The sequence below is a fragment of the Algimonas ampicilliniresistens genome (genome assembly GCF_030159955.1).
Classification (GTDB): Bacteria; Pseudomonadota; Alphaproteobacteria; order Caulobacterales; family Maricaulaceae; genus Litorimonas; species Litorimonas ampicilliniresistens.
In genome coordinates, this window is record NZ_BSNK01000001.1 from 17,384 (window position 1) to 43,326 (window position 25,943).

Below are 25,943 nucleotides of genomic sequence, written 5' to 3' on the forward strand. Positions count from 1 at the left end.
ATGTTATGTAATATAGTTACATTATGGCCTCAAAGGGGGAGATGACGTGACGACTGCAACTTTCGCGATGGACCATACGGGCCGTCGCTACATTTCGGCTATCCTTCCCGCGACTGTCGTAACGGCGGTCCTGTTCAGTCTTATGATTGGGTTGATTGCCGAAGACTTTCAGCCACAAGATGTGGTTCCCATCGGCGACCTCGCTATTCATCCGGAGCCCATTGATATCGACATCATGGAGCCGCGGATAAAAATGGTTGTGCTCGAAAAGATCGAGACACCGCCCGCACCGCCGCCCGTCGAGATTGCCGTGACAGAGAAGCCAGCTGAACCGCTTCATAGTCTGACGGGGTCGAAGCCCAGCTTCGGCGGACCGATCATTGAACCCAGCATTTTTGTAGTGTCGGTCGTTGATCGTGATCCTGAACCGATCGTCCGTATCCCGCCGAACATGCCAGCGCGCGCGGACCGCTCCGGACATTGCCAGATGCGCTTTAGCGTCAGCCCCGGTGGGCGACCCTATGACGTGACGGCGATGTCCTGCTCGCAGGAATTGTTCGCTCGCGCCTCGGTCCGTGCTGTTCAGTCTTGGACATACAGGCCCAAAATCGCAGATGGTCGGCCTGTCGAGCGAACAGGACTCCAGACGCGGATCAGTTTTCGTCTCACGGATGATCGCGGCGTAGATATTCCTGAATAGAGCGTGGCTGTGGTTTAAGCCGTTCCACCGACCGTCAATTCTTCGACGTAAAGGCTCGGTTGGCCAACGCCTACGGGCACGCCTTGACCCGCCTTGCCGCACACGCCGATGCCAGGGTCGAGTTCCATATCATCCCCAACGTGACGAATTTGACCGAGGACTTTGGGGCCGTCGCCAATCAATGTGACGCCCTTTAGGGCTTCTTCGATCTTTCCATTACGAACGCGGTAAGCCTCCGTGCATTGGAAGACGAATTTTCCGGATGTGATATCGACCTGGCCGCCGCCAAAGTTGGATGCAAAAATACCGTCTTTCATTTCGCTGATCATCTGCGCCTGCGGGATATCACCGCCCAGCATGAAGGTGTTCGTCATGCGCGGCATCGGCGCATGGGCGAAGCTTTCGCGTCGGCCATTGCCGGTCGGTGCGACACCCATCAAACGCGCATTCAATCGGTCCTGCATGTAACCGACGAGCTTACCATCTTCGATTAGAACGGTCCGTTCTGTCGGCGTGCCCTCATCATCAACGCTGAGTGACCCGCGCCGACCCGGCAGAGTGCCGTCATCGACAATGGTGACGCCCCGGCTCGCAACCTGATCGCCCAATCGACCAGCGAAGGCGCTGGTTCCCTTGCGAATGAAATCACCTTCCAGGCCGTGTCCCATGGCTTCGTGCAACAACACACCTGGCCAGCCGGGGCCTAAAACGACGTCGAACTGTCCAGCGGGCGCATCGACTGATTCGAGATTGACCTGAGCTTGGCGCAAAGCTTCGCGCGCCATAGGCTGCCAGATGGAGGGGTCTGTGATCGCGTCATAAGGTTTCCGGCCGCCTGTGCCGACATATCCGCTTTCGCGCCGACCGTTGCGCTCCGCGATGACCATGATGTTGAGCCGTACCATCGGGCGGACGTCATTGATGCGCGCGCCGTCTTGTTTGAGGATAGCAATGCCGCGACGTGTCCCGGACAGCGTCGCTGTGACTTGAACCACTTCCGGATCGAGCGCCCGGACGAATCCGTCAATTTGTTGCAATAGGCTGACCTTATCCTTGAAAATAGGATCCTCGGTCGGATCGATGTCAGGATAGAGAGACATATTCGTGCGGCGGGGGATCTCGCTCATCACACCATCATGGCCAACTTTGACCAATTGAACGGCGTCAGACGCACGCTTGAGTGAGTCGGGTGATAGCTCGGAGCTTTGCGCAAATCCTGACGCTTCGCCGGCGACGCAGCGCAGGCCAAAGCCTCGGGATGTGTCGAAACTCGCCGTTTTCAGTCGCCCATCGTCAAAAGTCAGCGCCTCTGAAGATGACCGTTCAACAAAAAGTTCGCCGTCATCAGCGCCGCGCAACGTGTCTGACAGGATACGCTCCGCCGCGACAGCGTCCAAATCACTGTCTTCAAAGACAAAATCGGCCATTCAAATCTCTTTAAATTTGTCGAGAGCGGTGGACAGTCACCCGCCTTTTCGGTTCTCATGCAGGTAACAGGGGTTTATTCCCGCAACAAGCCGGGATAAGAGCCGCGAAGTGTCACATTGTCTGCGACAATCCGCGTCCATTCGGACCATCGGATTGAGGGAGCATCGTGGCTATAGAGGGACCGGGCGCGCCACGTTGAGCTAGCCTAAGTTTATAATGAGGATTTCATGCGCGCGTTAAACGCCATGCTGAGCACAGCCGGAACGGGTTTTCTGACCCTTATGTCCGCTGGTGCCGCTTTCGCCCAAGACCGGCAGGTCGGCCCAACACAAGATGGTTGGTATCTTCAGGAGGCGGCGACGCCTGTGATGGAGGAGCTAACTCGGGTTCACGATATTGTTCAGGTGATCATCACGTTGATCGTGATTTTCGTCGTTGGCCTGATGGCCTACATTATGATCCGCTTCCGGGAGAGTAAGAACCCGGTGCCGTCTAAGACGTCTCACAATACGCTGATCGAGGTTATCTGGACGGTGGTTCCGGTCATCATCTTGGTGATCATCGCGATCCCGTCGATGAACTTGCTCTACATGCAGGACCGTCTGCCGCAGACCCAAATGACGGTGAAGGTGGTCGGCAACACGTGGAATTGGCTTTATAGCTATCCGGACTACGAAAATGTCGAAGAATATGTGTCCAATCCGTTGGACGAAACGCAGTCCAAACAGGTTGGTCAGCCCTATCTACTGGCGACAGATGCGCCCCTGATTGTGCCGATCAATACTAAGGTCAAAGTGTTGGTGACGTCAGTCAACAATATGCATGCTTGGGCCGTTCCAAGCTTTGGCGTCAAGATGGACGCTGTGCCGGGCATCATCAATGAAACCTGGTTCGAAGTGTTCGAAGAGGGCACATATTACGGTCAGTGTTCCGAAATATGCGGCATCAATCACTATTACATGCCGATTGAGGTCAAGGCGGTGAGCCAGGCCGAATTCGCTCGGTTCATCGCTGGTGGCGGTGAAGTTGAAGACAAATTTGCGAAACTAGAAGGCGGCGCGGCTGTGTCCGCGGCCAACGACTAGGACAAGAGAAGACTCATGGTTGCTATTTCCGGCGAAGATATTCCGGTCGTTCATGACGATCACGATGAAAAGCCCCGCTTTTTCGAGCGTTGGTTCTATTCCACAAACCATAAGGATATCGGGACACTCTACCTGATTTTCGGGATCATCTCCGGCCTCGTGGGTGGTTTCCTGTCCTTCATGATGCGTTTGGAGCTGATGGCTCCGGGGATCGACATCTTCACCAACGAACACACTTATCTAGTGTTTGTCTCTATGCACGGCCTGATCATGATCTTCTTCATGGTGATGCCCGCCTTGATTGGGGGGTTCGGCAACTGGTTCATCCCGATTATGATCGGCGCACCGGATATGGCCTTCCCACGGATGAACAATTTGTCGTTCTGGCTCCTGCCCGTCGCGTTTATCTGCTTGATGATCAGTTTCTTTGTGCCCGGGGCTGCGGAAGGGAACGGTTTCGGCGGTTCCTGGGTGATGTATCCACCGCTCTCGACCACCGGGTCTCCCGGACCCGCCTTTGACTTCATTATTATTGGTCTTCTAGCGGCGGGCTTCTCGTCCATCTTCGGCGCGATCAACTTCATCACGACGATCCTAAATATGCGCGCGCCCGGCATGACCATGCACAAGATGCCGCTCTTCGCGTGGTCAGTTCTGGTCACAGCGTTCCTGCTGCTCTTAGCTTTGCCTGTTTTGGCGGCCGCTTTGTTCATGTTGCTGACTGACCGAATCGAAGGCGGCACAGCCTTCTTCGATCCGGCCCGTGGCGGCGACCCGCAAATGTTCCAGCATCTGTTCTGGTTCTTTGGTCACCCAGAAGTTTACATCATGATCTTGCCGGCCTTCGGTATTGTGTCCCACATCATCTCGACCTTCTCCAAGAAACCGATCTTCGGTTATCTCGGCATGGCTTACGCGATGGTTGCAATCGGTGTGGTCGGCTTCGTGGTCTGGGCGCACCATATGTACACGATCGGGATGGATGTGAATGTGAAGGCCTACTTCGTGCTCGCCACCCTTGTGATTGCGGTGCCGACGGGCGTGAAAGTCTTCTCTTGGCTTGCCACCATGTGGGGCGGCTCGATTCGCTTCACTGTGCCAATGATCTGGGCGCTGGGCTTTATCTTCCTATTCGTCGTTGGCGGCGTGACAGGTGTGATGCTCGCCAATGCTGGCGTCGATACCTATCTGCACGACACATATTATGTAGTCGCGCACTTCCACTATGTTCTGTCTATGGGTGCAGTCTTCGGTATCTTTGCGGCTTGGTATTACTGGCACGGCAAGATGTTTGGCTATCACTATAGCGGTTTCCTATCGCGCCTGCACTTCTGGCTATTCTTCATTGGCGTGAACATGATCTTCTTTCCGCAGCACTTCCTCGGGTTGAACGGCATGCCGCGTCGCTATGTCGACTATCCGGTTGAGTTTGAATTCTGGAACCAGGTCAGCTCTTGGGGCGCGTTTGTGACCCTAGCGTCTGTTGTCGTCTTCTTCCTCGTCATGGCTGAAGCCTTCCTGATGCGGAAGAAACGCAAAGTCGGAAACAATTATTGGGGTGAAGGGGCAACGACACTGGAATGGACGATTTCCAGCCCGCCGCCCTACCACCAGTTCAGCGTCCTGCCGCGTATCGATGGCGGTGACGAGGATCACGCGCACTAGAGCTGTGGTTTCCCACTCTGACACTATTCAAGAGGCCGCCGGCGACACACCGGCGGCCTTCATTGCGACTGGCGGGGCTGGTCTGTCCTTGGCCGGACCGAGGGACTATTTCGCCTTGATGAAACCGCGCGTGATGAGCCTTGTGGTATTCACAGCGATTTGTGGCCTCCTTCTCGCGCCTGGGTCCTTGTCCGGTTCGATCGGCTTTGGGTCAGCGTTCATTGCGATTTTCTGTATCGCTGTTGGTGCCGGCGCCTCCGGTGCGCTCAATATGTGGTATGATAGCGACATTGACGGGGCGATGGCCCGAACCTCGCAACGCCCCATTCCCAAAGGCGTTCTCAGCCCGCGTGCGGCCCTTGGCTTCGGCACGGTTATGTCTGTCGGGTCGGTTTGGTTGCTCTTAGTGGCCACCAATTGGGTCGCAGCAGGCCTGCTCGCCTTCACTATCTTCTTCTATCTCGTCATTTACACGATCTGGCTTAAACGCAGCACGCCACAAAACATCGTCATTGGCGGGGCAGCTGGTGCGTTTCCACCGATGGTGGCCTATGCCGCCGTTACAGGCACAATTACCCTTGATAGTGTGATCTTGTTCGCCATCATCTTCTTCTGGACGCCACCGCATTTCTGGGCACTCGCCCTCTATAAGCAGACCGATTATGGCCGGGTCGGTATTCCGATGATGCCTAATGTGCGCGGCGCCAAATCGACCCGCCTGCAGATTTTCGTCTATTCTCTGATCTTGCTGGCGATCAGCCTCTTGCCTCTGGCGACGGGACTTGGCGGCTGGATTTATGGGGTTGTTGGTGGCGCGTTGAGTGCTGTGTTTGTCGCACTCGCTTGGCGGGTCTTCGAGTCGCGTGCGGGCGATAAGCCAACTGAGACTGATAGCGATACGCTCTATGCGGTCCGTAATGGCAATCAGTCGGCCCGCAATTTGTTCCTCTATTCCATTCTGTACCTATTCGCCCTGTTTGCGGTTCTGACGGTCGACCATTTGATTTTCGGAGGTCTCTAAAATGCCAGAATATCGTGACGAACCTACCGAATTTGCGGCCCCGACCCGCGAAGAGGTGCGCGCCCGCAGTTGGCGTAATGTCGCTATTGCGCTCGGCTTAGTCGGCTTCATGGTGCTAGTCGCCATTTCAATCATTCTGCGACAACCTGTTTAGAGGCCTTTGATCTCATGACTCGTAATACCAAGACCCAGATGCTTCTGATCGGCCTCGCGGTCGCGATGCTAGGCCTCGGCTTTTCTTCCAAAACGCTTTACGACACGTTCTGCCGCGTCACAGGCTTTGGCGGCACGCCTCAGATCGCGATGAACGAAGAAAACCTCTCCGTTGTGCTTGACCGCAAAGTGACGGTGAAATTCGACAGTAATGTCAGCCCGGATCTGCCGTGGGAGTTCAAACCGACCCAACGCGCGATGGAGGTCAATCTCGGTCAGACGGGCCTCGCTTATTACACAGCCAAAAATACATCGGACAAACCCATTACGGGCGTCGCCACATTCAATGTCACGCCGACAAAAGCTGCGCCCTATTTTGTCAAAACCGAATGTTTCTGTTTTACGGATCAGACGTTGCAGCCGGGCGAGGAGATGACCATGCCGGTTCTATTCTTCGTTGATCCAGAATTGGATGCGAGTGAACGGCATTCTGATATTACCGAAGTTGTGCTGAGCTACACTTTTTTTGAATCTGAGAACCAACCCCAAATCACTGCGGCTATTCAACTAGACGCGCTGCCCTAATCCCCTGACTTTGCGGGTGGGAATTCACCCGCGTGGTTGCGAAGCAAAAGCGCCGTCGGTATAGGCGGTGAAAAGAATAACCGGTCAGTGCGTTATCTCGTACGGCCTATCAAGGACATGCTCATGGCTGGCGCCGTCGAACACGACTATCACATCCTTCCGCCGAGCCCGTGGCCGTTCCTATCGGGGATAGCTGCTCTGATCTGGGGTTTGGGCATGGTGACACTGTTCACCGGGCTCGTGCCGCGTAATGGCGACAGCCCAATGTTGGAGTTTTTCTTCGCACGGGGCTTGGATACAATCCAAGGCCGCGAGGGCGCAGGCGGTGGCTGGATCATCGTCGTGCTTGGCACGTTGTTCGCCGCCTATTGTATGTTTGGTTGGTGGAAAGACGTGGCGGCTGAAAGTGCCCGCGGCGAGCACACACCGGTGATCGACCTCGGTCTGCGCTACGGCATGATCATGTTCATTATGCAGGAAGCCATGTTCTTTGTGGGCTGGTTCTGGATGTTCTTCGAACTGGGTCTGTTCCATAAGTTCCGCGCTGGTTGGAACCCTGATGTTCTCGAAAACTCGACAGAATATGCCTCATGGCCCCCGCCGTCTATCGAGACTGTCGATCCATGGCATCTGCCCCTGATCAACACGCTGATCCTTTTATTGTCGGGCACGACTGTGACATGGGCGCACCACGCGCTGATCCACGGCAATCGTAAACACGCCAAATGGGGTCTCGGTCTGACCGTCATCCTTGGTGTTCTGTTTACGTCCGTTCAGGCTTACGAATATCTACACCTGTTCCATTATCGTCTCGAAGACGGTCTGCACGGCACGTTCTGGCTCTCGACCAATGTCTATGGGTCGGCCTTCTTCATGGCGACAGGCTTCCACGGTTTGCATGTTCTGATCGGGACGATCTTCCTGTTTGCGATTTGGGCACGCCTGATGAATGGCGGCATGACACCAGAGAAGCATTTTGGTCTCGAAGCGGCCGCTTGGTATTGGCACTTTGTCGATGTGGTCTGGTTGTTCCTGTTCGCCTTCGTCTACGTCGCTTTCGTCTGACGCAGGTTAGCCCGTGACCCGGCGGCGCCCTGCGCCGATGGAAGCGGGCCTGTCGGGCCGATGCCTCGAATGTGGAGAAGGGCGGCTCTTCTCTCGATGGCTTACGTTTGAGCCGCGCTGCTTAGCTTGCGGCGCGGATTTCGCTTCCTTTGAAGATGCAGGGGACGGCCCAGCCGTCTTTGTGATTTTCATTGTCGGCATTCTTATTGTGCCGATACCCGTATTATTATCGCTCGCGCTCGGTTGGTCGATCTGGCTTCTGCGCGTGTTACGCGGTGTTATATTCGCGCAGGGCTGGGCCAAACATGCACGCGAACAACAGTTCAAGAATACATAATGTCTCTTCGCTTTAGACCAATGCCGGGCCTGTCGCTCGCCGTGCTGATCTGCCTGCCAATCCTGCTTGGTCTCGGTATTTGGCAGTATCAACGTTGGCAGTGGAAGAAGGACATTCTCGCTGAAGTCGAAGCGTCTGTAACCGCGCCACCCATCGTCGGTTTAAGAGCCTTGGCCATTGCCCGGACCAGCAGCACACGGCTCGATTTTCGTCGTATTGAATTTGACGCAGAGGCCGTTGGGCCAACTTGGCACGTCTACCGTCCTGAGGGTGCCATTCAGTGGCAGCCCTTCCGACAGGTCGAAATGGATGGCGATACGGCTTTGGTCGGCTTTCCCAGTTTTGCAGATCAATCAAAAGACACAGTGATGCCGCCCGAACTCAGCGGCCCTCGTGCGGGTTATGTGCGCCGGGTTCGACCCCGAAACGGTGCTGCAACATGGTTCGGGACAGAGAGTGATGCCGAGCGTAATCGCTGGTTTGAGATCAATCCAGACGGTGCCTGGGTCCAAGGGGATGCGCTCTATATCGACCTTCACCCGACGGAAACCAATGCGAATGATCTTCCGGTGCGACGCCCCGAGATCGCCAATAACCATGTCAGCTATATGCTGACATGGTGGTCCTTCGCGGCGATTTTGCTGATCATCTACGCCATCCTCCACCGCCGTGCGGGACGGCTGAACTGGTCATGAGCCGTTTATCGACACGTGTCACAACGACGACAGAAATTGCCGTGCATGCCGCCAGTGGGCCGCTGATTTTACGCCACCCGCGTTGGTCTGATTATGAACAATGGGCAGCGATCCGGCAGGCGGACGCCGACTATCTCAGGCCATGGGAGCCGGATTGGCTAGAGGGTCATTTATCACGGTCGAGTTATCGGATGCGCCTGTTGCGGTTCAAAAAGATGGTGGCGAGCGACAGTGCTTATCCATTCCATATTGTCCGCGCGGATACTGACGCACTGATCGGCGCGGTCAATCTGACCCATATCGAACGTGGTGCAGCGCAATCCGCCAAGCTTGGATATTGGATAGCCCAAGCGCATATGAGCCGAGGTCACGGGCGGGCGTCGGTCCGGGCTTTAACGCGATTTGCTTTTGATACGCTGGCCTTACATCGGATCGAGGCGGCCGTTCAGACAGAGAATGAGCCGTCGATACGTGTTCTTGAAACCAATGGCTACCAGCTCGAAGGACGTGCGCGCGGCCTATTACGGATCAATGGAGCTTGGGCAGATCATGCCATTTATGCGCGTCTCAGAACGGATTAAACGCCTCTAGAACGTGTCGGTTAAGGTGATCGATAAACGTCGCCCACGCTGCCGCTCAAACCGCTCACTTCGAATTAATGGCCCTAAGCGGCGATCTGGTGTCAGGAAGCGATCTCGTTCCTGAATGACCGTATTATCGAGCAGGTTTGTGCCGCTAATGGTCAGTTGCATCCCGAAGACATTTTTATGGATCAACCCCAAAGAAAGGAAGGGGCGCCGCACGTCAATGGTTCGAATATCGTCCAGCCGATAGAAGGGGCTCGACTCATCATTATTGACCCGACCTGTTAGGGCGATGTTGGATTGGGGAATGTCGTAACGTGCGAACAGGCTGTAACTATATTCTTCGTTGAAATTAATCTGTCGCTGTTCACCGGTTAGAGGATCGTCGATCTCTGACTCACCAATGCCGCCGCTGGCCTCCAAGCGCAGCCCGGGTACACCGAGCGTATCGAACAGAAGCGTGGCGTTCGCTTCGATACCGTATCGTGTGGCACTGTCCAAATTTCCGGGGGCCTCAGCATTGTTACTGAGTAAAATTCGGTCAATCGGATCTTCGATTAATTCCAAATAGGGGCGAATCCGCCCAGAGAGTAATTTGTCGTCAGTGCGTTCAAACTCCAATGAAAGTTCAGTGGACTGGGATGGCTTGATTTCCGCATTGCCAGAGGTGAGCAAATTATCGACCAAGTTGCGGGTCGAAACAAACGTGTCGAAATCTAACTGTCCGACGCTTCGATCCGCTTTGGCGCGCAAGGTATAGCGATCGGACACTCTATAGCTGACAGCCGCAAAGCCTTTCGGTCGGAAAAAATTCCGTGCATCGCTTAGTGGGTTGACGACTTGAAGGCTTGAGTATTCAGCTCCGATTGATGTCTGCAAGGATAGGTCTGATGAGATTTGCCAGCTATCCGTGATCCGCGCATTGAAGCGGTCTTCTTCAACTCGGACTTCATCGATGATCGGCGCGGTAAAACTGTTCTGGAACGTCGTTGCGGACTCGAGGAAGTTATAGGCATATTCGACAGAGATTTGGACATCGTGACCTGACCCGGCCTTGAAGCCATATTCGGCGCGACCGATCAGTTCGCCTTCTTTGAAATCCTCAGAAAACTTTGTGCGGAGCGGTATCGAGCCGTCGCGGGCACTGACGAAAACCACACCGCTTTCGCCGTCATCAAGTTGGTTTAGCGCGATGAGTTTTAGGGTGCCGTCAAGCCCCGCGATTGGAAGAGGCAACGCGTAATCACCGCCAATTTCGATCTGGATTTCATCTTCGCCAATGTCGGCGAAGCTCTCGCCTGAAGTCCTGGTCGGATCAATGGCCGTGAATATTTCACGCAGCCCGTTATTCTCATTATCCTTTTCAATTGATGCATTGAGGTTGGCGACGTGGCCAGCAAAGCGCCCGATAGTCGGCGTCCAAGTTAGATTGAGATTGGCACTAGGCGCCACATTGCGCAGATAAACATCCTCCGTCCGATCCTCAATCAGAGCGCCGCTTGAGTCAAAAAACCGCTCAACTGAATCTTCCGTGAGTGTGAATTGACGGTTTTTAAGCCCAACTGAAAAACCAAGATCGCCGCGTCGTCCTGACAGGACGACCTCGCCCTCGAGGATCTGTGGTTCTGTTCCTTCTTCGAACCGAGCTGAGTAGCGCCAACGGCCTGAGAGTTCCACGGCTCGCGCGACCACATTGACAACCTGTCCCGACAAGCCCGGAATATCGAGCGAAGCTCCGTCCAGGACTTCGATGCGCACAACGGTCCCAGCCGGGATACGAGATAGAATGTCCTCAGCGTCCTGACTTTTGGTCGATGGACGCCGTCCATTGATGAGAAAATTTGTATCGGCTACCCCGAAACCGCGTTCATCGTCGCCGCTTCGAAGCGTGAAGCCGGGGATGCGCTCGACCATATCCAGCGCTGTATTGGGCTGAAATTGTGTGAAGAATGACGGCGCGAAACTGTCAAGGTTAGCGGCCTGTTCGGCCGGCACAGCCACGTCTTGACGCGCGAACACAGGCGCAGCTGTGCTCGCCAAAACGACCGCAATAATAGTAAAATCTCTGGCTCCCAAACCGATCCCCATTATCCCGACTTATTGGTGCCAGTGTCTTTAATTTACATGGCGAATTCTGCCCTATCCGGGGGCTGTGCTCAGGTCTAGGGCGAAACTATCATAGGGTGTAAAAACGCCTCTATACGTTTTCATCGACATCACGCTAATGTTTCGACCGATACGTCGCGTAGTGTCAGTGGTGTGCGTTTAATTGGGTTTTGAATCCGTTCCGTTATGACGTCGAATGCTTCATCAATTGATGAAGCAGAAAGAATATCGTTCGCCATCTCTTTGCTCGCAAAGCCTTCGGTGATGATACGGCTGAACTCATCAAGAAGTTTATCCCAATAGCCCGTATTTGAGAGGAACAGAATTGGTTTGTCGTGCAGGTTCAGCCGTTGCCAAGACAAGACTTCGACGGCTTCTTCCAGCGTGCCAATCCCGCCCGGTAGAATGATAAAGGCATCGGACGCGCCATACATGCGGATTTTTCGAGTGTGCATGTCGGTGACAATTTCGTGCTCAATTTCCGGCAATAAGGCCTCGGCCTCGCGCAGAACCTCAGGAATAACACCAAGGACAGCGCCGCCTTCAGAATGAGCCGCACGGGCAACGGCACCCATCAGGCCCAACCCGCCTCCACCGTAGACAAGTTTAAGTCCACGAGCCGCGATGGCTTCGCCGAGTTCGCTCGCCAGCAGAACATGGTGGGGCATCCGGCCCGGGGAAGAGCCACAAAAGACGGCAATGGATTTTAGGTTTGGGTGGGCTTCATTCACTCTGATATCTCCTCTTATCATTACGCTAAGCTGCAGGCATGATTGAGGGGTTAAGATAGACTGCCGACAGCACCGCAACTGTCACGACGCTAGAATCAAGGATGTCATGAAAAAAACGCGTGTTGCAGGGATGATTGGCGGCGGGTTAGCTTTGGCGCTCGCCTTGTTTGCTGGGGTGAGCCTCAGCGGTCGAACCAACGGGCCGGATATACCCGTTTCTGATTCTCCCAATCAAGTCGCGGCATCGTTGACACCGGTTACGTTCACTCGCGTTGCAGAGCTTTATAGCGAAGGTCGGCTCGTGCTTCGACTGTCTGGTATCGCGGAGCCATCATCCGTGATTGTTCTGCTGGATCGCGGCGAACGGATCAGGCAGGTCAGGACGACCGAACAGGGGATCTGGTCCGCAACCGTCGATGTGTCGGGCCAAGGTATGGCCATCGAAGCGATCATGTTTGATGTCAGCAGCAACACGGATATTGAGGAAACGGATCTGACTGAGACGGATCCAGTCTCCGGTGCGATCAGCATTCGCGGGCTCGAAACGATATTCAGAATTCAACGTCCGACCGAAGACGCCCCTGACGCTCCGGCTCTTGTGATGATCAGCGCGCCGGGCGCAGCCACACGCCTCGTACAAAGTCCATTTGGCGGGCTTCCCAATTCAGGGCCGTTGGCCATCGGGGCCATTGATTATGATGATGCAGGCGGCGTTATTTTCTCTGGACTGTCGGAAGCGCAGGGCCGCATTCGGCTGTATGTGTCCAATGCGGCGATTGGCGAAACACGGGTCGGCCCCGATGGGCGCTGGACCTATATCGCCAGCTCCGTAATGCCGCTCGGTGAATATCAGGTGCGCGCCCAATTATTAAATGAGGCGGGCGAGGGTCCAATTGTGTCGGTTCCGTTTGAACGACTTCCGCCTGTGCCCTCTTCCGATTCGAATGATGGAACGCTGTCCGTGAATTTTGAGCCTTTCAGATGGCAAATCCGCCGCTCATTGATCGGTGGCGGCGTACAGAGCACGGCGATTTTCGCGCCTGAATAAAGCCGCTTTGCTCTATTCCGCAGCCTGCGGCACAGGCACAGCTGCTGTGCTGCCCTTGCCACGCCATTTCTTGATCCGCTGCGTCCAAACATAAGGGGCCGCCAAAAGTACGGGCGTCAGAAGCAGGGTGAGGATGGTCGCAAAGGATAGGCCGCAAACTAGCGCATAAGACAGAGGCTTCCAGATATCTGACGTTCCTGACCCGCGCGCATCGAAATGACCTGTGGTCACGTTAGCGTCGAAACCGATAACAAGAGGCATCAAACCTACAACTGTCGTGATGGTTGTCAGCAGGACCGGACGCAGGCGTTGGGCAGATGTCCGGATCGCGGCGTCAATGGGGTCAGATCCTTTTTCTAACAGACGCTGATAAGTGTCGATCAGAACGATATTATTGTTCACGACAATCCCCATCAGGGCGATCACGCCTGTCATGGTCAAAACCATCGACACGTAAGGGTAGAAGATCAGACCGAGCAACACGCCAAAGACGGATAAGATCACAGCAGAGAGCGTCAGCAGGACGTGGTAGAAGCTGTTAAACTGCAGCAGCAAGATCACACTCATCATGAACATAATCGCGGCGAGTGCTGCTATACCGAAGGCAGCGGCTTCAGCATTTTCTTCCTGCTGGCCTAAGAAACGCCAATTTACGTCTTTAGGCAAGTCCGCTTGGGTGTTGAGCCATTCGCGTAACTCTTCAACCTGAACATTGGGCGCATAACCATCCGCTGTATTGGCTTTGACCTCGAACACAGCCGCCTGATTGCGACGGGCGATGCTGTCTTCACGCGGGCGGGCCGTACGTTCGACGACAGAGGCGAGGGGTATAGCCCCGCGCGGCGTTTGGATGCGGAGTTCATCAAGCGCGCGGATATCGCGAGCTGATTCTGGCAAGCGGATGCGGATATCGACTTCTTCGTCATTATCCAGCGGTCGGAAATAACCAACGAGAGCTCCTTCAGTGACGAACTGGACCGTCTGGCCGATCCGGTTCACGTCGAGGCCCAAGCGACCTGCTTCCTCTTGATTGACGTTCAGTTGCCATTCGATGCCCGGCAGAGGCAAAGTTGTTTCAATGTCGAGCACGCCTTCCATCTGACTGAGATAGGCTTCGGCGGATCGCGTCGCCTGAGCGACGGCTATACGGTCGCGTCCGGTGAACTCAATACCGATATCTTTGCCGATTGGCGGACCATTACTGGCCGCTGTCACTTCTGGAATGACGCCGGGCATATCGGCAACGGCGACACGAATATCCTCTAAAATAGTTTTCACCCCGCGACGGTCGGCGAAATCTTCCAATTGGAAGAAGACTTTGACCACAGCGTCGCCCGGCTCATCCGCTAGCCCGTCCATCTGTGCGCCGCCGCCGCCATTCATACCGGCAACAGCGTAAACGCCTTCAATACCCTCAATGTTGGCTTCGGTGATCCGGCGCTCGACTTCTAAGGCAAGATTGCGCTTGGCTTCGGGGGTCGAGTTACCCCGAGCGCGAATAAACACATAAACCTGATCAGACGGCGTTTGCGTAAAAAATTCAACTGGTTTGGGCGGAGGACCGGACATTGATTTACCGAAGGCGAGAACGATCACAAAGCATAGCGCGATGGCTGCGCCGAGCACGATGAGCGGGAATCGGATCAACCGCTTGACCAGCCGGACATAGATGCCAGTCATCCCAGTAAGCTTCGTTGGATCACCGCCTTCGCCGGCGAGCGCCAGAGCTTGAGCTTTGGCTTCCTCTGACATCGTGCCCGAATTACGGCTGAACCGTTCACGGAGGCCACCGACTAGCGCGCCAATGGTCGGTAGGAATATGAGCGCCATCAACACAGAGGCTGACAACACATAGATCATGGTCAATGGGAAATAGGCCATGAACTTGCCTGTGATAGTTTCCCAGAACAGCAGCGGCAGGAAGGCGGCCAGTGTTGTTGCGGTAGAGCTAATGATCGGCCAGAACATGCGCTCACCAGCCATTTTGTAAGCTTCTTTGGCTTTCAGCCCTTCGGCTAATTTTCGATCGGCATATTCGATAATGACGATGGCGCTATCGACCAGAACCCCCACGGACAGGATCAACCCGAACAGGATCATCATATTGATGGTCTCGCCCTGTATCCACATGATGCAGAGAGAGATCAGGAATGAACCGGGAATAGCAAAGCCGACGAAAAGCGCAGAGCGCAGCCCCAGTGCAATCAGGCAGACGATGAAGACCAGTAAAATCGCATTGATGATGGAGGATGAGAGAGACCTCACCATGTCCAGAATGTAGCGCGATTTGTCCTGACTATATTCGACGCTGATCGTGTCCGGCCAACCATCACTGGTTTGGTACTCCTCGACCACTTCGCGCACCGCAGCGATTGTATCGAGGATGTTCTCACCATTGCGCTTGGTGATTTCGACTGAGACAGAGTTATTATTATTGTAGCGCGCATAACTTTGCGGGTCTTTATAAGTCCGGCGCACGACGGCGATATCGGACATGCGCACCACCGCGCCGCTATCATCCGTGCGAACAATGAGCTTAGATAAATCATCAGCATTCTCGATCAGGCCGGGCAGCTTCACGTTGAACTGACCATTACTAGTTTCGAGCGAACCCGCCGTGATGAGGGTGTTATTACGCGAAATTGCGGCGGCAAGTTCGTCAAAGGTGATGCCAGCAGATTCCAATAAAGTTGGATCGATGACGGCTTCGAGCACATCCGTGCGTTCACCGCTAATATCAGCTGCCAAGATCGACGGAATGCCTTCGATCCGCTGCTGCAGCTCTTTAGCCGTATTCTGTAGTGTGCGTTCGGGCGCGTCGCCAAACAGGTTGACGACAAAAATCGGCATGCTCGATGTGTCGATTTCTTCGACGATTGGTTCTTTGGCTTCGTCGGGGAATTCGGCGCGGGCGCGATCTACCGCTTCCTGCACATCAAGAACGGCCTGATCCTGGTCGAAAGACGGTGTAAATTCGAGAATTACATAGGCGACATTATTAGCCGCTACGGCGTCCATCTGTTTTAGCCCGTCAATGGATTTAAGTTCAGTCTCCAGAGGCCGAATAAGCAGACGTTCGGAGTCAGCGGGCGAAACGCCGGGCAGAACAACACGAACATTGACAAAGGGCACGGGAATATCAGGTTCGGCATCGAGCGGGAGCTGGTTAATCGCCACCAAGCCGCCAACAATGATGAATAGCATGACGCCCAGCGTCACCCGCCAGGCATTAATCGCAAAACCGACAATCCGTTCCATGGTGCTAATTCAATTCGGCGTTAGGGCTGACGCTGACCGATGAGGCCCCGTCTCGCGCGGCGTCAGCTTCTGTCTTTGGATCGACTTCTGTGCCGACAGAGACGTAATCTTGGCCTTCGACGATGATCCGGGTTCGTTCCGGTAGGCCGAGCACCCAGAGGCCTGCAGCGGTTTCATCAACCTGTCGGATGGCTGCGAAGCGCACGCGATTAGACGCATCAATATAGCGAATACCTGTCGCACCATCATCGTTTAAGGCCAGAATTCCGGATGGGATCAGGCTTGCCTTAGCCTCACCGATCTTCAGATCTAGCGTGGCGGACACGCCCGCTTTCAACGCATAGTCTGCGTTCGGGATAGTCATTTCCATCTCAAAGGTGCGTGTTGCCGGATTGGCGACAGATTCGATGAAGGACACAGTCCCGGTCACGGCTTCGCCCGTGGCAAGGCGGATATTGACGTCTTGTCCGATCGCAACTTGTCCGACCTGGGTTTCGGTCAGTTCGGCTTCCAGCTTGAGCGGGTCCAGCTCTACAATTAGGGCACAAGGCTGACCGGGAGATAGATAGTCGCCGACTTCCGCCATGCGCATTTCATAAATGCCCGCAAACGGCGCGCGTAGGACGATATTGCCCAGTTCGATCTGCGCCTGTTTTAACTGCGCGCGGGCCGCATCCACGGCCGCCCGGTCACCATTCAGTGATGTGGCAGAGCGGTAGCCTTTATCGACCAAAACCGTCGTCGCGGCCAGATCGGCCTCAACCTTAGACAATTGGGCTTTGGCCTGATCGACCATGGCTTGGCGCGCGTCTGTATCTTGGCGGCAAATAACGTCACCGCGATTGACGCGCGCGCCTTCGCGCACAGGGGTTGAGGTTAGGGACGCGGCCGTCTTGGCTTTCACTTCGACACGGCGATTGGGCATGGTACGCCCATAATTGGTCAGGCGGATCGGGTGGGTCTGGGCGGTGACACTGCGCACGACGACGGTCGGCAAGGCCTGTTCAGCCTTTTGCGCGTTCGGATCAACATCCGCATAAATGTCTGGATCATAGCCGATAGAGCTAATCGCAAACCAAGCGCCCAAGCCGATAACGGCGATCGCAGCGAGGATATAGGATCTATTGAGTTTCATAGCGGCCTTCTTACGCCCCAGCGTCTAAACGAGACGCAAAAACTGGACGTCTAATCCAGTCGCTCGCCCCTTCATTATTGCATGAATGTGACGAGGCAACGACTATTCCTGCAAGTCCCGCGCTCAATAACGCATAGGTTTGGTCGCGCCAGTCACGTTCTTATACAAAATTGGCTTAAATCGGGCTTGCACCACCCGTTTCGTCTCGTCAGGTTGAGCGGACGCAAACGCGTGCAGAAAAGACGGGCGTAAACAGGCGGATGGCCAAGATTTTGGCCAAATCAGGATTAGAATTAGGGTTGAATAAGCGTATGAGCTCCATTCTCGATCAGTTGCATGACCGGCGCGACAAAGCACGCGAAGGCGGGGGGCAGAAACGGATCGACGCGCAGCATGCCAAAGGCAAGCTGACCGCGCGTGAACGTCTGTCGCTGCTGCTCGACCCCGGATCATTCGAAGAATTCGACATGTTCGTGACGCACCGGAGCACAGATTTCGGCATGGAAGCATCCAAACCGGCGGGCGACGGCGTGGTGACGGGCTGGGGCACGATTAATGGGCGCAAGACCTTTGTCTTTGCGCAAGACTTCACCGTCTTTGGCGGATCCTTGTCAGAAACCCACGCACAGAAGATCAACAAGGTGCAGGAAATGGCGATGCGCCACGGCGCGCCGATCATCGGCCTGCAAGATTCAGGCGGCGCGCGTATCCAAGAAGGCGTCGCAGCGCTGGCGGGTTACACCTCCGTCTTCCAGAACAATATCCTCGCCTCTGGCGTGATCCCACAGATTAGCGTCATCATGGGGCCAAGTGCGGGCGGGGCGGTCTATTCCCCCGCATTGACCGACTTTGTCTTTATGGTGCGCGATACGTCCTACATGTTCCTGACCGGGCCGGATGTGCTCAAGACCGTGACAAATGAAGTCGTCACGGCTGAAGAACTGGGCGGGGCGAAGACCCACACGACCAAATCCTCCGTCGCGGACGGCGCGTTTGATAATGATATGGAAGCGCTGGCGGAAATTCGCCGCCTGTTCGACTTCCTCCCGCTCAATAATCAGGCTGAGGTACCGAAACGGCCGTTTTTTGACAATCATGACCGGATTGATGAGTCCCTCGATACGCTGGTCCCGGATAATCCGAACCTGCCCTATGATATGCATGAGCTGGTGCGGAAGATCGCGGATGAGGGCGATTTCTTTGAAATTCAAAAGGACTTCGCCAAGAATATCCTCTGCGGCTTTATCCGGCTCGAAGGTCAGACAGTCGGCGTGGTTGCGAACCAGCCCATGGTGCTGGCGGGCTGCCTTGATAGCGATGCGTCTCGCAAAGCCGGACGCTTTGTGCGCTTCTGCGACTGTTTCGATATTCCGATCCTGACGCTGGTCGATGTGCCCGGCTTCCTGCCCGGCACGGATCAGGAATATGGCGGCGTCATCAAACACGGCGCGAAACTGCTCTACGCCTACGGCGAAGCGACCGTGCCGAAAGTCACGGTCATCACCCGCAAAGCTTACGGCGGCGCTTATTGCGTCATGGCCCCCAAACATCTGCGCGGCGACATCAATTATGCCTGGCCGACCGCCCAAATCGCGGTGATGGGCGCAAAAGGCGCGGTTGAAATTCTGCACCGTAAAGACTTAGGCGACGCCGAAAAAACGGCAGAGCATGTCGCCAGTTACGAAGAGAAATTCCTCAGCCCGTTCCGCGCCGCCGAACGCGGCTATATCGACGAAGTCATCCAGCCGCACTCGACACGGCGGCGGGTGTGTCGGGCGCTGGCATTGGCGAAGGACAAGCAGCTCGAGAACCCGTGGAAGAAGCATGGGAACTTGCCGCTGTGAGTGAAGGAAACGATTTTCTTGAACGCACATATGCAGTTGAAAGAAATTTTTATTTAGCAAGTCTGATAAGTATGGCTTTGTCTTTCTTTAATCTTGAAGATGATGCTTCTGTGTTTGGATTTAAATTTTCGGGAAACAATGAGATTCCTTTGGAGATTGCTTCACTTACTATAGCTGTTTGTTTGTGGCTAAACTTCTTTCTTCGATACAAATCAGAATTGCTTAAATTAGAAACCATCGAAGCAAGTATCTCGACACTAAAAAATACGCTGGAGAGTAAAATATCAGAGGTAAGAGAAGTGCAGTCTGCGGCTGCAAATTGGTTCGAAATGAATAATCCGGCGGAACAGGTTTTAGCTCCAATTGTTAACGCACTTTCTGACTTACCGGGTGATTTAAAGAGAAATGAGGTCGAGGCTAGAAAGGCACTTTCTAGATGTAGAATGCCTTATGAAAAATGGGATGAAGTGCGTGATAGCTCCAAGGAAGAAGAAATAGCTTCATGGGCAGTGAGTATTACGCGACCTCACAGAAAGCTGTTTGATCGCGCCAACAAAAACACTCTTCAGAAAGTAGAAATCATATCTAGTTCCTTGCAGAGATCCATAGATGAATTTCATAAAGTTGACGAAAAAATATCTGAGCTTGACGCTAAAACTCTTTCCGTTGCCAGTTCGTTCGTGGAATTCAAACAAAGTTTGGGAAAGGTTGGTGAGGCATTAGACGAGCTAAAGATTGGTATTGTGCAGCAAAGAAATTTTGTTGGCTACGATAAAGTTAGAATATTTATCTTCAACTCTGTGTTCCCGTGGATTGTCTTAACCGCAGTAGGTTTCTTTTTTGTGTTTGAGTCGGAGGCTTTACACGAACTTAGAAATTATTTTTCACGCTTATTATATCCATACTATTCCGTTCTTAACTGATAGATCGAGTGCTAGAATGATCTCTAAAATCCTCATCGCCAACCGGGGCGAGATTGCGTGTCGGGTTATCAAGACCGCGCGGCGCATGGGCATTAAGACCGTTGCCGTCTATTCCGACGCGGACCGCAATGCCTTGCATGTCGAGATGGCGGATGAAGCCGTTCACATCGGCCCGTCTCCAGCGAACCAATCCTATCTGATTCAAGACAAGATCATCGATGCGGTCAAACAGACGGGCGCGGATGCGGTGCATCCGGGCTATGGTTTCCTGTCGGAAAATCCGGACTTTGCCGAACGGCTCAAGGCTGAGGGCGTCACCTTTATTGGCCCCAACCCACATGCGGTGGTGTCGATGGGTGATAAGATCACGTCCAAGAAGCTGGCGATGGAGGCGGGCGTCTCCACCGTGCCGGGACATATGGGCCTGATCGAAGACGCCGAAGACGCGGTCAAAATTTCCCAGAAAGTCGGCTATCCCGTCATGATCAAAGCCTCTGCAGGCGGTGGCGGCAAGGGCATGCGCATTGCGTGGAATGACGATGATGCGCGCGAAGGTTTCGCGGCCTCCAAGGCCGAAGCGGCGAGCAGCTTTGGCGATGACCGTATCTTCATTGAAAAATTCGTCACCTCGCCGCGCCATATCGAAATCCAAGTGCTGGGCGATAAGCATGGCAATGTGATTTATCTCGGCGAGCGCGAATGTTCGATCCAACGCCGCAATCAGAAAGTCATCGAAGAAGCGCCGTCGCCGTTTCTGGACGAGGAAACCCGCGCCGCCATGGGCGCAGAATCCGTCGCCCTCGCCAAAGCCGTCGATTACGATAGCGCCGGGACGGTCGAATTTATCGTTGATGGCGACCGCAATTTCTACTTCTTGGAGATGAACACACGGCTGCAGGTCGAACATCCGGTCACGGAATTGATCACCGGTGTTGATCTGGTCGAACAGATGATCCGTTCCGCGCAGGGCGAGAAACTGTCGATGAGCCAAAAGGACGTGAAGCTAAATGGTTGGGCGCTCGAATCCCGTATTTATGCCGAAGATCCGTTCCGCAATTTCCTCCCCTCCATTGGTCGCCTGACCCGCTACCGTCCGCCCGTCGAAGGCGACCGCGAGAGCGGCGCGATTGTCCGCAATGATACAGGCGTGTTCGAAGGCGGTGAAATCTCGATGTATTATGATCCGATGATCGCCAAGCTCTGCACGTGGGGGCCAGACCGCGGCATCGCGCTCGAAGCCATGCGCGATGCGCTCGATGTGTTTGAACTGGACGGCATCGGTCACAATATCCCGTTCCTGCAAGCCGTCTATGACCATGACCGCTTCATTCGCGGCGACATCACCACGGGTTTCATCGCCGAAGAATATCCTGACGGTTTTATGGGCGCGGAGCAGAATGCGGGCGTGATGCGCAAGCTCGGCGCGGTCTGCGCGCTGATGCATGACATCGCCGAACATCGCGCGGCGGAAATTTCGGGCAGCCTGCCCAACCATACCCGCCATGTGCCGGATATTTGGTGCGTCGAAATCGGCGATAAAAACTATCACGCCGATATTCGCGGCGAGCGCGGGCTGCGCACCATCGTCATGGATGACGATACGGACAAAGCCGCAATCGAAATGGAAGTGCTGATCAATTGGGTGCCGGGGCAGCCTCTGGTCCGGGCGCTGATCGATAATAAGCCACTTAATTTCCGCGCCGATCGCAGCCCAGAAGGCTACCGTGTGCGTCACCGCGGCTGTGCCTTCTGCGTCAAAGTCCGCACACCGGAAGCCGCGCAGCTCGCCAAGCACATGCCGATCAAGGTGGCTGCCGATACGTCCAATCTACTGCTCTGCCCGATGCCCGGCGTGGTCGTGCGCGTGATGGTGGAAGAGGGCGATGTGGTCGAAGACGGCCAAGCCCTCGCCGTGGTCGAAGCCATGAAAATGGAAAACACACTCCGCGCCGAAAAACGCGCCAAAGTGTCCTCGATCAAGGCCGTGGCCGGCGATAATCTCGCCGTGGACGCTGTGATTATGGAATTTGAAGCGGTTTGATTGGTTTGGTTGTGGTTGCGTTCGCGCGGCCACGACCCCACATCCGTTTGAATGTCACCGCCCACCCATCCTGATGCTGTAGAGACCGAAGAACGCGGATTGCTTGAGCAGTTATCCGCCCTACGCGGGCTGGTGCCTTATGTGCTGCCACCCGGTGATCTGTCGGCCAAGGTGAGGACCGCGCTGGCGATTTTCCTTGTTATCGTCAGCCAGTTTATTCTCGTCGGCGCGCCGTTCTTTCTCGGTCGGGCGCAAGACGCGGTGGCCGATGCGGCCGGGCGTGATGAGGCGTTTGCGCAAGTCGGCCTATTCATCGCCTTCTTCGTTGTCGGTTATGGCGCGCTGCGATTGCTCTCGACACTGTTTTCCGAAGCCCGCGAATATGTCTTCGCCCCGGTTGCGCAGCAGGCGCAACGCAAAATCGCGACGGAGACGTTCGCGCATCTGCACCGTCTCTCTCTGCGCTACCATTTGGCCAAACGCACGGGCGGCTTGTCGCGCATTATCGAACGCGGTGTGCGGGCGATTGATTTCCTGTTCCGCTTTTTGCTGTTCAATATCGGGCCGACGCTACTCCAACTGGTGATCGCGGGCGCCGCCTTTGCGGTGGCTTATAATGGCTGGTTCGCGGTCATCGCGATCGTCGTGGTCGTTGCCTATGTAACCTTTACCGTAATGACGACGGAGTGGCGGCTGAAGTTCCGGCGCGAAATGAACAAGCGCGACACGGAAAGCTGGGCCCGCGCGGTGGACAGCCTGCTTAACTATGAAACGGTCAAATATTTCGACGCCGAACGTCGCGAGGTGAAACGCTACGACGTGGCGATGGAAGCCTATGCCAAGGCTGCGATCCGTTCGCGCACCTCGCTGGCGACCGTCAATATTGGACAAAGCCTGTTGATGAATGCCGGGATCGTGGCCAGCATGGTGCTGGCGGCGGCCTTTATTCTTGGCGGTGATATGAGCACGGGCGACATGCTGACGATCACGCTGGTTCTGAATCAGCTTTACCGCCCGCTCAATATTCTCGGCTTTGCTTACCGCGAGATCAAGCAAGCGCTCACGGACTTGGAGCGCATGTTCCAACTGCTCGAAGAACCGCCAGAAGTAATCGATGCTGAACAAGCGACGGACATTAAAAATGTGCGCGGACAGGTCGAATTCGACGCGGTCGATTTTCATTATGAGCCAGACCGCGAAATATTGCGCGGCCTGAGCTTCAAGGCGGAACCCGGTCAGACGGTCGCCGTTGTCGGCCCCACAGGGGCGGGCAAGTCGACCCTGTCGCGTATCCTCTACCGATTTTACGATATTGCGGGCGGCAGCGTACGGATCGATGGGCGCGATATTCGCGACATTACACAAGCGAGTTTGCGCGCTGCTATCGGCATGGTGCCGCAGGACACAGTGCTGTTCAACGACACGATTGGCTATAACATTGCCTATGCGCGCCCAGACGCCTCGCAGGCCGAGATCGAACAGGCCGCGCGCGATGCGCAGATTCACGACTTCATCGCTAGCCTACCGCTCGGCTATGACACGATGGTCGGCGAACGCGGGTTGAAGCTTTCAGGCGGGGAGAAGCAGCGCGTCGCGATTGCGCGGACCCTGCTCAAAAACCCGGCTATCCTTATTCTGGACGAAGCGACGAGCGCGCTGGATAGCGCAACAGAAGTCGACATTCAGGCAGCGCTTGGGCTTGCCAGTCAGGGCCGGACGACGTTGGTCGTGGCGCACAGATTGTCGACTATTCAGGATGCAGACCTGATCTTGGTTATGGATCAAGGGCAGATTGTAGAGCGCGGCACCCATGCTGAATTGCTAGCAAAGGCCGGGCTCTATGCGGATTTGTGGACCCGACAGGATACGACAGAGCTTGCCTAAATAGGGTCCTGATGCGTCAGGTCCTATGAACGGACCTTAGTCTGGGGCCTCTGCCCGGGCGATCTGCGCCGTTCGCCTGAAACTGAACGGCATGAGGCGGGTTTCGCCATTCTTCATCGTCATCTTCAATTCGGTTCGCAGTTTATCGTCACCGTCAAAGATCAAGACTAATCCCTTAAATGTGAGAGTGTCTGCGTCAGCAGAGACAAGCTTGAACGAGACATAGTCATCCTTCTCTTCCCAGCCGGTCATGTCACCATACACATGCTTAAGTCGCATTTCCGGCCCGTCACCAAAATCATCGATGGTGAGGATTTCGGCAAAGTTGGGCTTGTCGTTTTTGCGCATTAGGAACATGCCATCTGCACGACCATCGTCCGCGATCAGCCAACATTCGGACACTTGGCCGCCCAAACCTTCGCCTTCCCAACAACCTTCCAGCCTGGGCGTGACATCAGTCCAAGACGTGTCCGCCGCCCATGTCGGAGACGACATGGCGCAGAGTGATAAAGCGAGACTTATCGAGCGGATCATATCGGTGTCCTATCCAACCACTTGCTGGATAGGGTAGCCGTTTAGGCCGCGTCTGACCAGATAGATGGGTTTAGAAGCGGCGCAAGTAAGCGAGCGAGACGGAGTTCATGCCGCTCACATCATTATCATAACGCGTATAGTCAGCACGGATCGCATCGACTGGGGTCAGGCCGAACTCCATACCCGCGCCATAGGCAATCCCATCAAGCGTGGTCGAGGTCTTCTGCTCAGCCCCATTGATGCTAACGTCGTTGGAAAACTGGGTTGTATGATAACCGACCCGCGCATGGGCGGAGATATTCGGTGAGATCGGCATACGCGCGACGGCGAATCCGGCGAGGGAATAATCGACGCTATCATTGAACTCGCCGACAAGGTTGGGTCCGGGTGGGTTGGCTTGGTTGAACGGGCTTTTCTCACCGATCACACCAATCGAGGCTTCGGCTTCTGCGCCAAAGTTCGACCGGCTTTGATAGCCAACCCGACCTTGAACGCCCGCATAGGCTTCGTCGATATCGTACCAGACTGCGCCGAGTGTGCCGTACATATATTTCTGCTTCGGGGCCATGAAGCCATAGCCCCTCTGACCATATGTCGAGCCATGCGGCGATGTATGCGTCCCATAAGCATAAGGGCTTGGCGTTTGTGGCTGATAAGCCACGGGCTGCGACCCATAATGTTGCGATGAATAACCGCCTTGATGGGCTCCGGCTGGGTAGCCGTTTCCTGAATAAGCGGCACCAGAATAGGCTGCCCCAGAATATGCATGTGGCGAGACCGCGTATGAGCCACCGCAAGGATTAGCGTGACAGGTCGGAGCGGGGATTGTGGGCGGTTGGTAGACAGGAGGCTGGTAGACGGGTGGCTGGTAAACAGGCGGTTGATATACGGGCGGCTGTTGGACAGCAGCACATGGATCGAGATTGCACGGCGATCCGTACCCTTGACCTTGCCAGACGCCGTAGCTTGACCCGTGACCATAGCTGGTGCCGGTATTGGCACCATAGCCATAACCGCTACCATTGAAGCTACACGCGCCGAGTGCGAGTCCAGAAATGCCAAGAATGAGAAGACGCATTGTCTTTTCCTTTTGTGTCAATTTGGGGACGGTTTGGCAGCTG

At 55.0% G+C, this 25,943-nt stretch carries 22 protein-coding genes; 15 read left to right on the forward strand and 7 right to left on the reverse strand.

The window, feature by feature from the left end; genetic code table 11:
* Positions 1-46: 46 nt before the first annotated feature.
* Positions 47-700 carry an energy transducer TonB gene (locus QQL54_RS00155; protein ID WP_284386425.1) on the forward strand — a complete coding sequence of 218 codons (654 nt, stop codon included), beginning with the start codon at positions 47-49 and terminating at the stop codon, positions 698-700.
* Positions 701-714: 14 nt separating this feature from the next.
* Here the strand turns inward: QQL54_RS00155 and QQL54_RS00160 are convergent, their stop codons facing one another.
* Positions 715-2,127 carry a TldD/PmbA family protein gene (locus tag QQL54_RS00160; protein ID WP_284386426.1) on the reverse strand — a complete coding sequence of 471 codons (1,413 nt, stop codon included), beginning with the start codon at positions 2,125-2,127 and terminating at the stop codon, positions 715-717.
* Positions 2,128-2,355: 228 nt separating this feature from the next.
* Between QQL54_RS00160 and coxB the strand changes: the two genes are divergently transcribed.
* The 9 genes from coxB (at position 2,356) to QQL54_RS00205 (ending at position 9,315) form a co-directional block, all read left to right on the forward strand.
* The gene (gene coxB / locus QQL54_RS00165) at positions 2,356-3,213 is read left to right on the forward strand and encodes a cytochrome c oxidase subunit II (RefSeq protein ID WP_284386428.1); all 858 of its coding nucleotides are present in this window, start codon (positions 2,356-2,358) and stop codon (positions 3,211-3,213) included.
* A 15-nt stretch (positions 3,214-3,228) separates the two neighbouring features.
* The gene (gene ctaD, locus QQL54_RS00170) at positions 3,229-4,878 is read left to right on the forward strand and encodes a cytochrome c oxidase subunit I (RefSeq protein ID WP_284386429.1); all 1,650 of its coding nucleotides are present in this window, start codon (positions 3,229-3,231) and stop codon (positions 4,876-4,878) included.
* Between the two features lie 4 nt (positions 4,879-4,882).
* The gene (gene cyoE / locus QQL54_RS00175) at positions 4,883-5,899 is read left to right on the forward strand and encodes a heme o synthase (RefSeq protein ID WP_284386431.1); all 1,017 of its coding nucleotides are present in this window, start codon (positions 4,883-4,885) and stop codon (positions 5,897-5,899) included.
* Between the two features lies 1 nt (position 5,900).
* The gene (locus tag QQL54_RS00180) at positions 5,901-6,053 is read left to right on the forward strand and encodes a hypothetical protein (protein ID WP_284386432.1); all 153 of its coding nucleotides are present in this window, start codon (positions 5,901-5,903) and stop codon (positions 6,051-6,053) included.
* 14 nt (positions 6,054-6,067) lie between these two features.
* Positions 6,068-6,637, forward strand: a complete 570-nt coding sequence (locus QQL54_RS00185; RefSeq protein WP_284386433.1) for a cytochrome c oxidase assembly protein — start codon at positions 6,068-6,070, stop codon at positions 6,635-6,637.
* Between the two features lie 123 nt (positions 6,638-6,760).
* The gene (locus tag QQL54_RS00190; RefSeq protein ID WP_284386434.1) at positions 6,761-7,702 is read left to right on the forward strand and encodes a cytochrome c oxidase subunit 3; all 942 of its coding nucleotides are present in this window, start codon (positions 6,761-6,763) and stop codon (positions 7,700-7,702) included.
* Positions 7,703-7,715: 13 nt separating this feature from the next.
* Entirely contained in the window at positions 7,716-8,039 is a 324-nt protein-coding gene (locus tag QQL54_RS00195) for a DUF983 domain-containing protein (RefSeq protein WP_284386436.1), read from the forward strand.
* On the forward strand, positions 8,039-8,734 hold the full coding sequence (locus QQL54_RS00200; RefSeq protein ID WP_284386437.1) for an SURF1 family protein: 696 nt from the start codon (positions 8,039-8,041) through the stop codon (positions 8,732-8,734). Before QQL54_RS00195 ends, QQL54_RS00200 begins: the two co-directional genes overlap by 1 nt.
* On the forward strand, positions 8,731-9,315 hold the full coding sequence (locus tag QQL54_RS00205) for a GNAT family N-acetyltransferase (RefSeq protein WP_284386438.1): 585 nt from the start codon (positions 8,731-8,733) through the stop codon (positions 9,313-9,315). Before QQL54_RS00200 ends, QQL54_RS00205 begins: the two co-directional genes overlap by 4 nt.
* Positions 9,316-9,321: 6 nt before the next feature.
* On the opposite strand, the gene QQL54_RS00210 is transcribed toward QQL54_RS00205, so the two are convergent.
* Positions 9,322-11,406: a TonB-dependent receptor plug domain-containing protein gene (locus QQL54_RS00210; protein ID WP_284386440.1), complete on the reverse strand. Its 2,085-nt coding sequence runs from the start codon at positions 11,404-11,406 to the stop codon at positions 9,322-9,324.
* 128 nt (positions 11,407-11,534) lie between these two features.
* Positions 11,535-12,155, reverse strand: coding sequence for an LOG family protein (locus QQL54_RS00215; RefSeq protein ID WP_284386441.1), 621 nt, complete (start codon positions 12,153-12,155; stop codon positions 11,535-11,537).
* Positions 12,156-12,261: 106 nt separating this feature from the next.
* On the opposite strand from QQL54_RS00215, the gene QQL54_RS00220 reads away from it, so the two are divergent.
* On the forward strand, positions 12,262-13,203 hold the full coding sequence (locus QQL54_RS00220; protein ID WP_284386442.1) for a hypothetical protein: 942 nt from the start codon (positions 12,262-12,264) through the stop codon (positions 13,201-13,203).
* 12 nt (positions 13,204-13,215) lie between these two features.
* Here QQL54_RS00220 and QQL54_RS00225 read toward each other — a convergent pair whose 3' ends face one another.
* Positions 13,216-16,461, reverse strand: coding sequence for an efflux RND transporter permease subunit (locus QQL54_RS00225; protein ID WP_284386444.1), 3,246 nt, complete (start codon positions 16,459-16,461; stop codon positions 13,216-13,218).
* Between the two features lie 4 nt (positions 16,462-16,465).
* A complete protein-coding gene (locus tag QQL54_RS00230) occupies positions 16,466-17,596 on the reverse strand; it encodes an efflux RND transporter periplasmic adaptor subunit (RefSeq protein ID WP_284386445.1) in 1,131 nt (376 codons plus the stop codon).
* A 311-nt stretch (positions 17,597-17,907) separates the two neighbouring features.
* Here QQL54_RS00230 and QQL54_RS00235 point away from each other — a divergent pair, with 311 nt between their 5' ends.
* The 4 genes from QQL54_RS00235 to QQL54_RS00250 are packed head-to-tail and all read left to right on the forward strand — an operon-like array spanning position 17,908 to position 24,288.
* Positions 17,908-19,440, forward strand: a complete 1,533-nt coding sequence (locus QQL54_RS00235) for an acyl-CoA carboxylase subunit beta (protein WP_348520682.1) — start codon at positions 17,908-17,910, stop codon at positions 19,438-19,440.
* Positions 19,410-20,363 (forward strand): hypothetical protein, encoded by a 954-nt coding sequence (locus QQL54_RS00240; protein ID WP_284386448.1) that lies wholly within the window; start codon positions 19,410-19,412, stop codon positions 20,361-20,363. Before QQL54_RS00235 ends, QQL54_RS00240 begins: the two co-directional genes overlap by 31 nt.
* 16 nt (positions 20,364-20,379) lie before the next feature.
* Positions 20,380-22,404: an acetyl-CoA carboxylase biotin carboxylase subunit gene (locus QQL54_RS00245; RefSeq protein WP_284386450.1), complete on the forward strand. Its 2,025-nt coding sequence runs from the start codon at positions 20,380-20,382 to the stop codon at positions 22,402-22,404.
* Between the two features lie 51 nt (positions 22,405-22,455).
* Positions 22,456-24,288, forward strand: coding sequence for an ABCB family ABC transporter ATP-binding protein/permease (locus tag QQL54_RS00250; RefSeq protein ID WP_284386451.1), 1,833 nt, complete (start codon positions 22,456-22,458; stop codon positions 24,286-24,288).
* A gap of 36 nt (positions 24,289-24,324) precedes the next feature.
* Here the strand turns inward: QQL54_RS00250 and QQL54_RS00255 are convergent, their stop codons facing one another.
* Positions 24,325-24,822, reverse strand: a complete 498-nt coding sequence (locus tag QQL54_RS00255) for a DUF6265 family protein (RefSeq protein WP_284386452.1) — start codon at positions 24,820-24,822, stop codon at positions 24,325-24,327.
* A 70-nt stretch (positions 24,823-24,892) separates the two neighbouring features.
* The gene (locus QQL54_RS00260; protein WP_284386453.1) at positions 24,893-25,900 is read right to left on the reverse strand and encodes an outer membrane beta-barrel protein; all 1,008 of its coding nucleotides are present in this window, start codon (positions 25,898-25,900) and stop codon (positions 24,893-24,895) included.
* Positions 25,901-25,943: the final 43 nt, after the last annotated feature.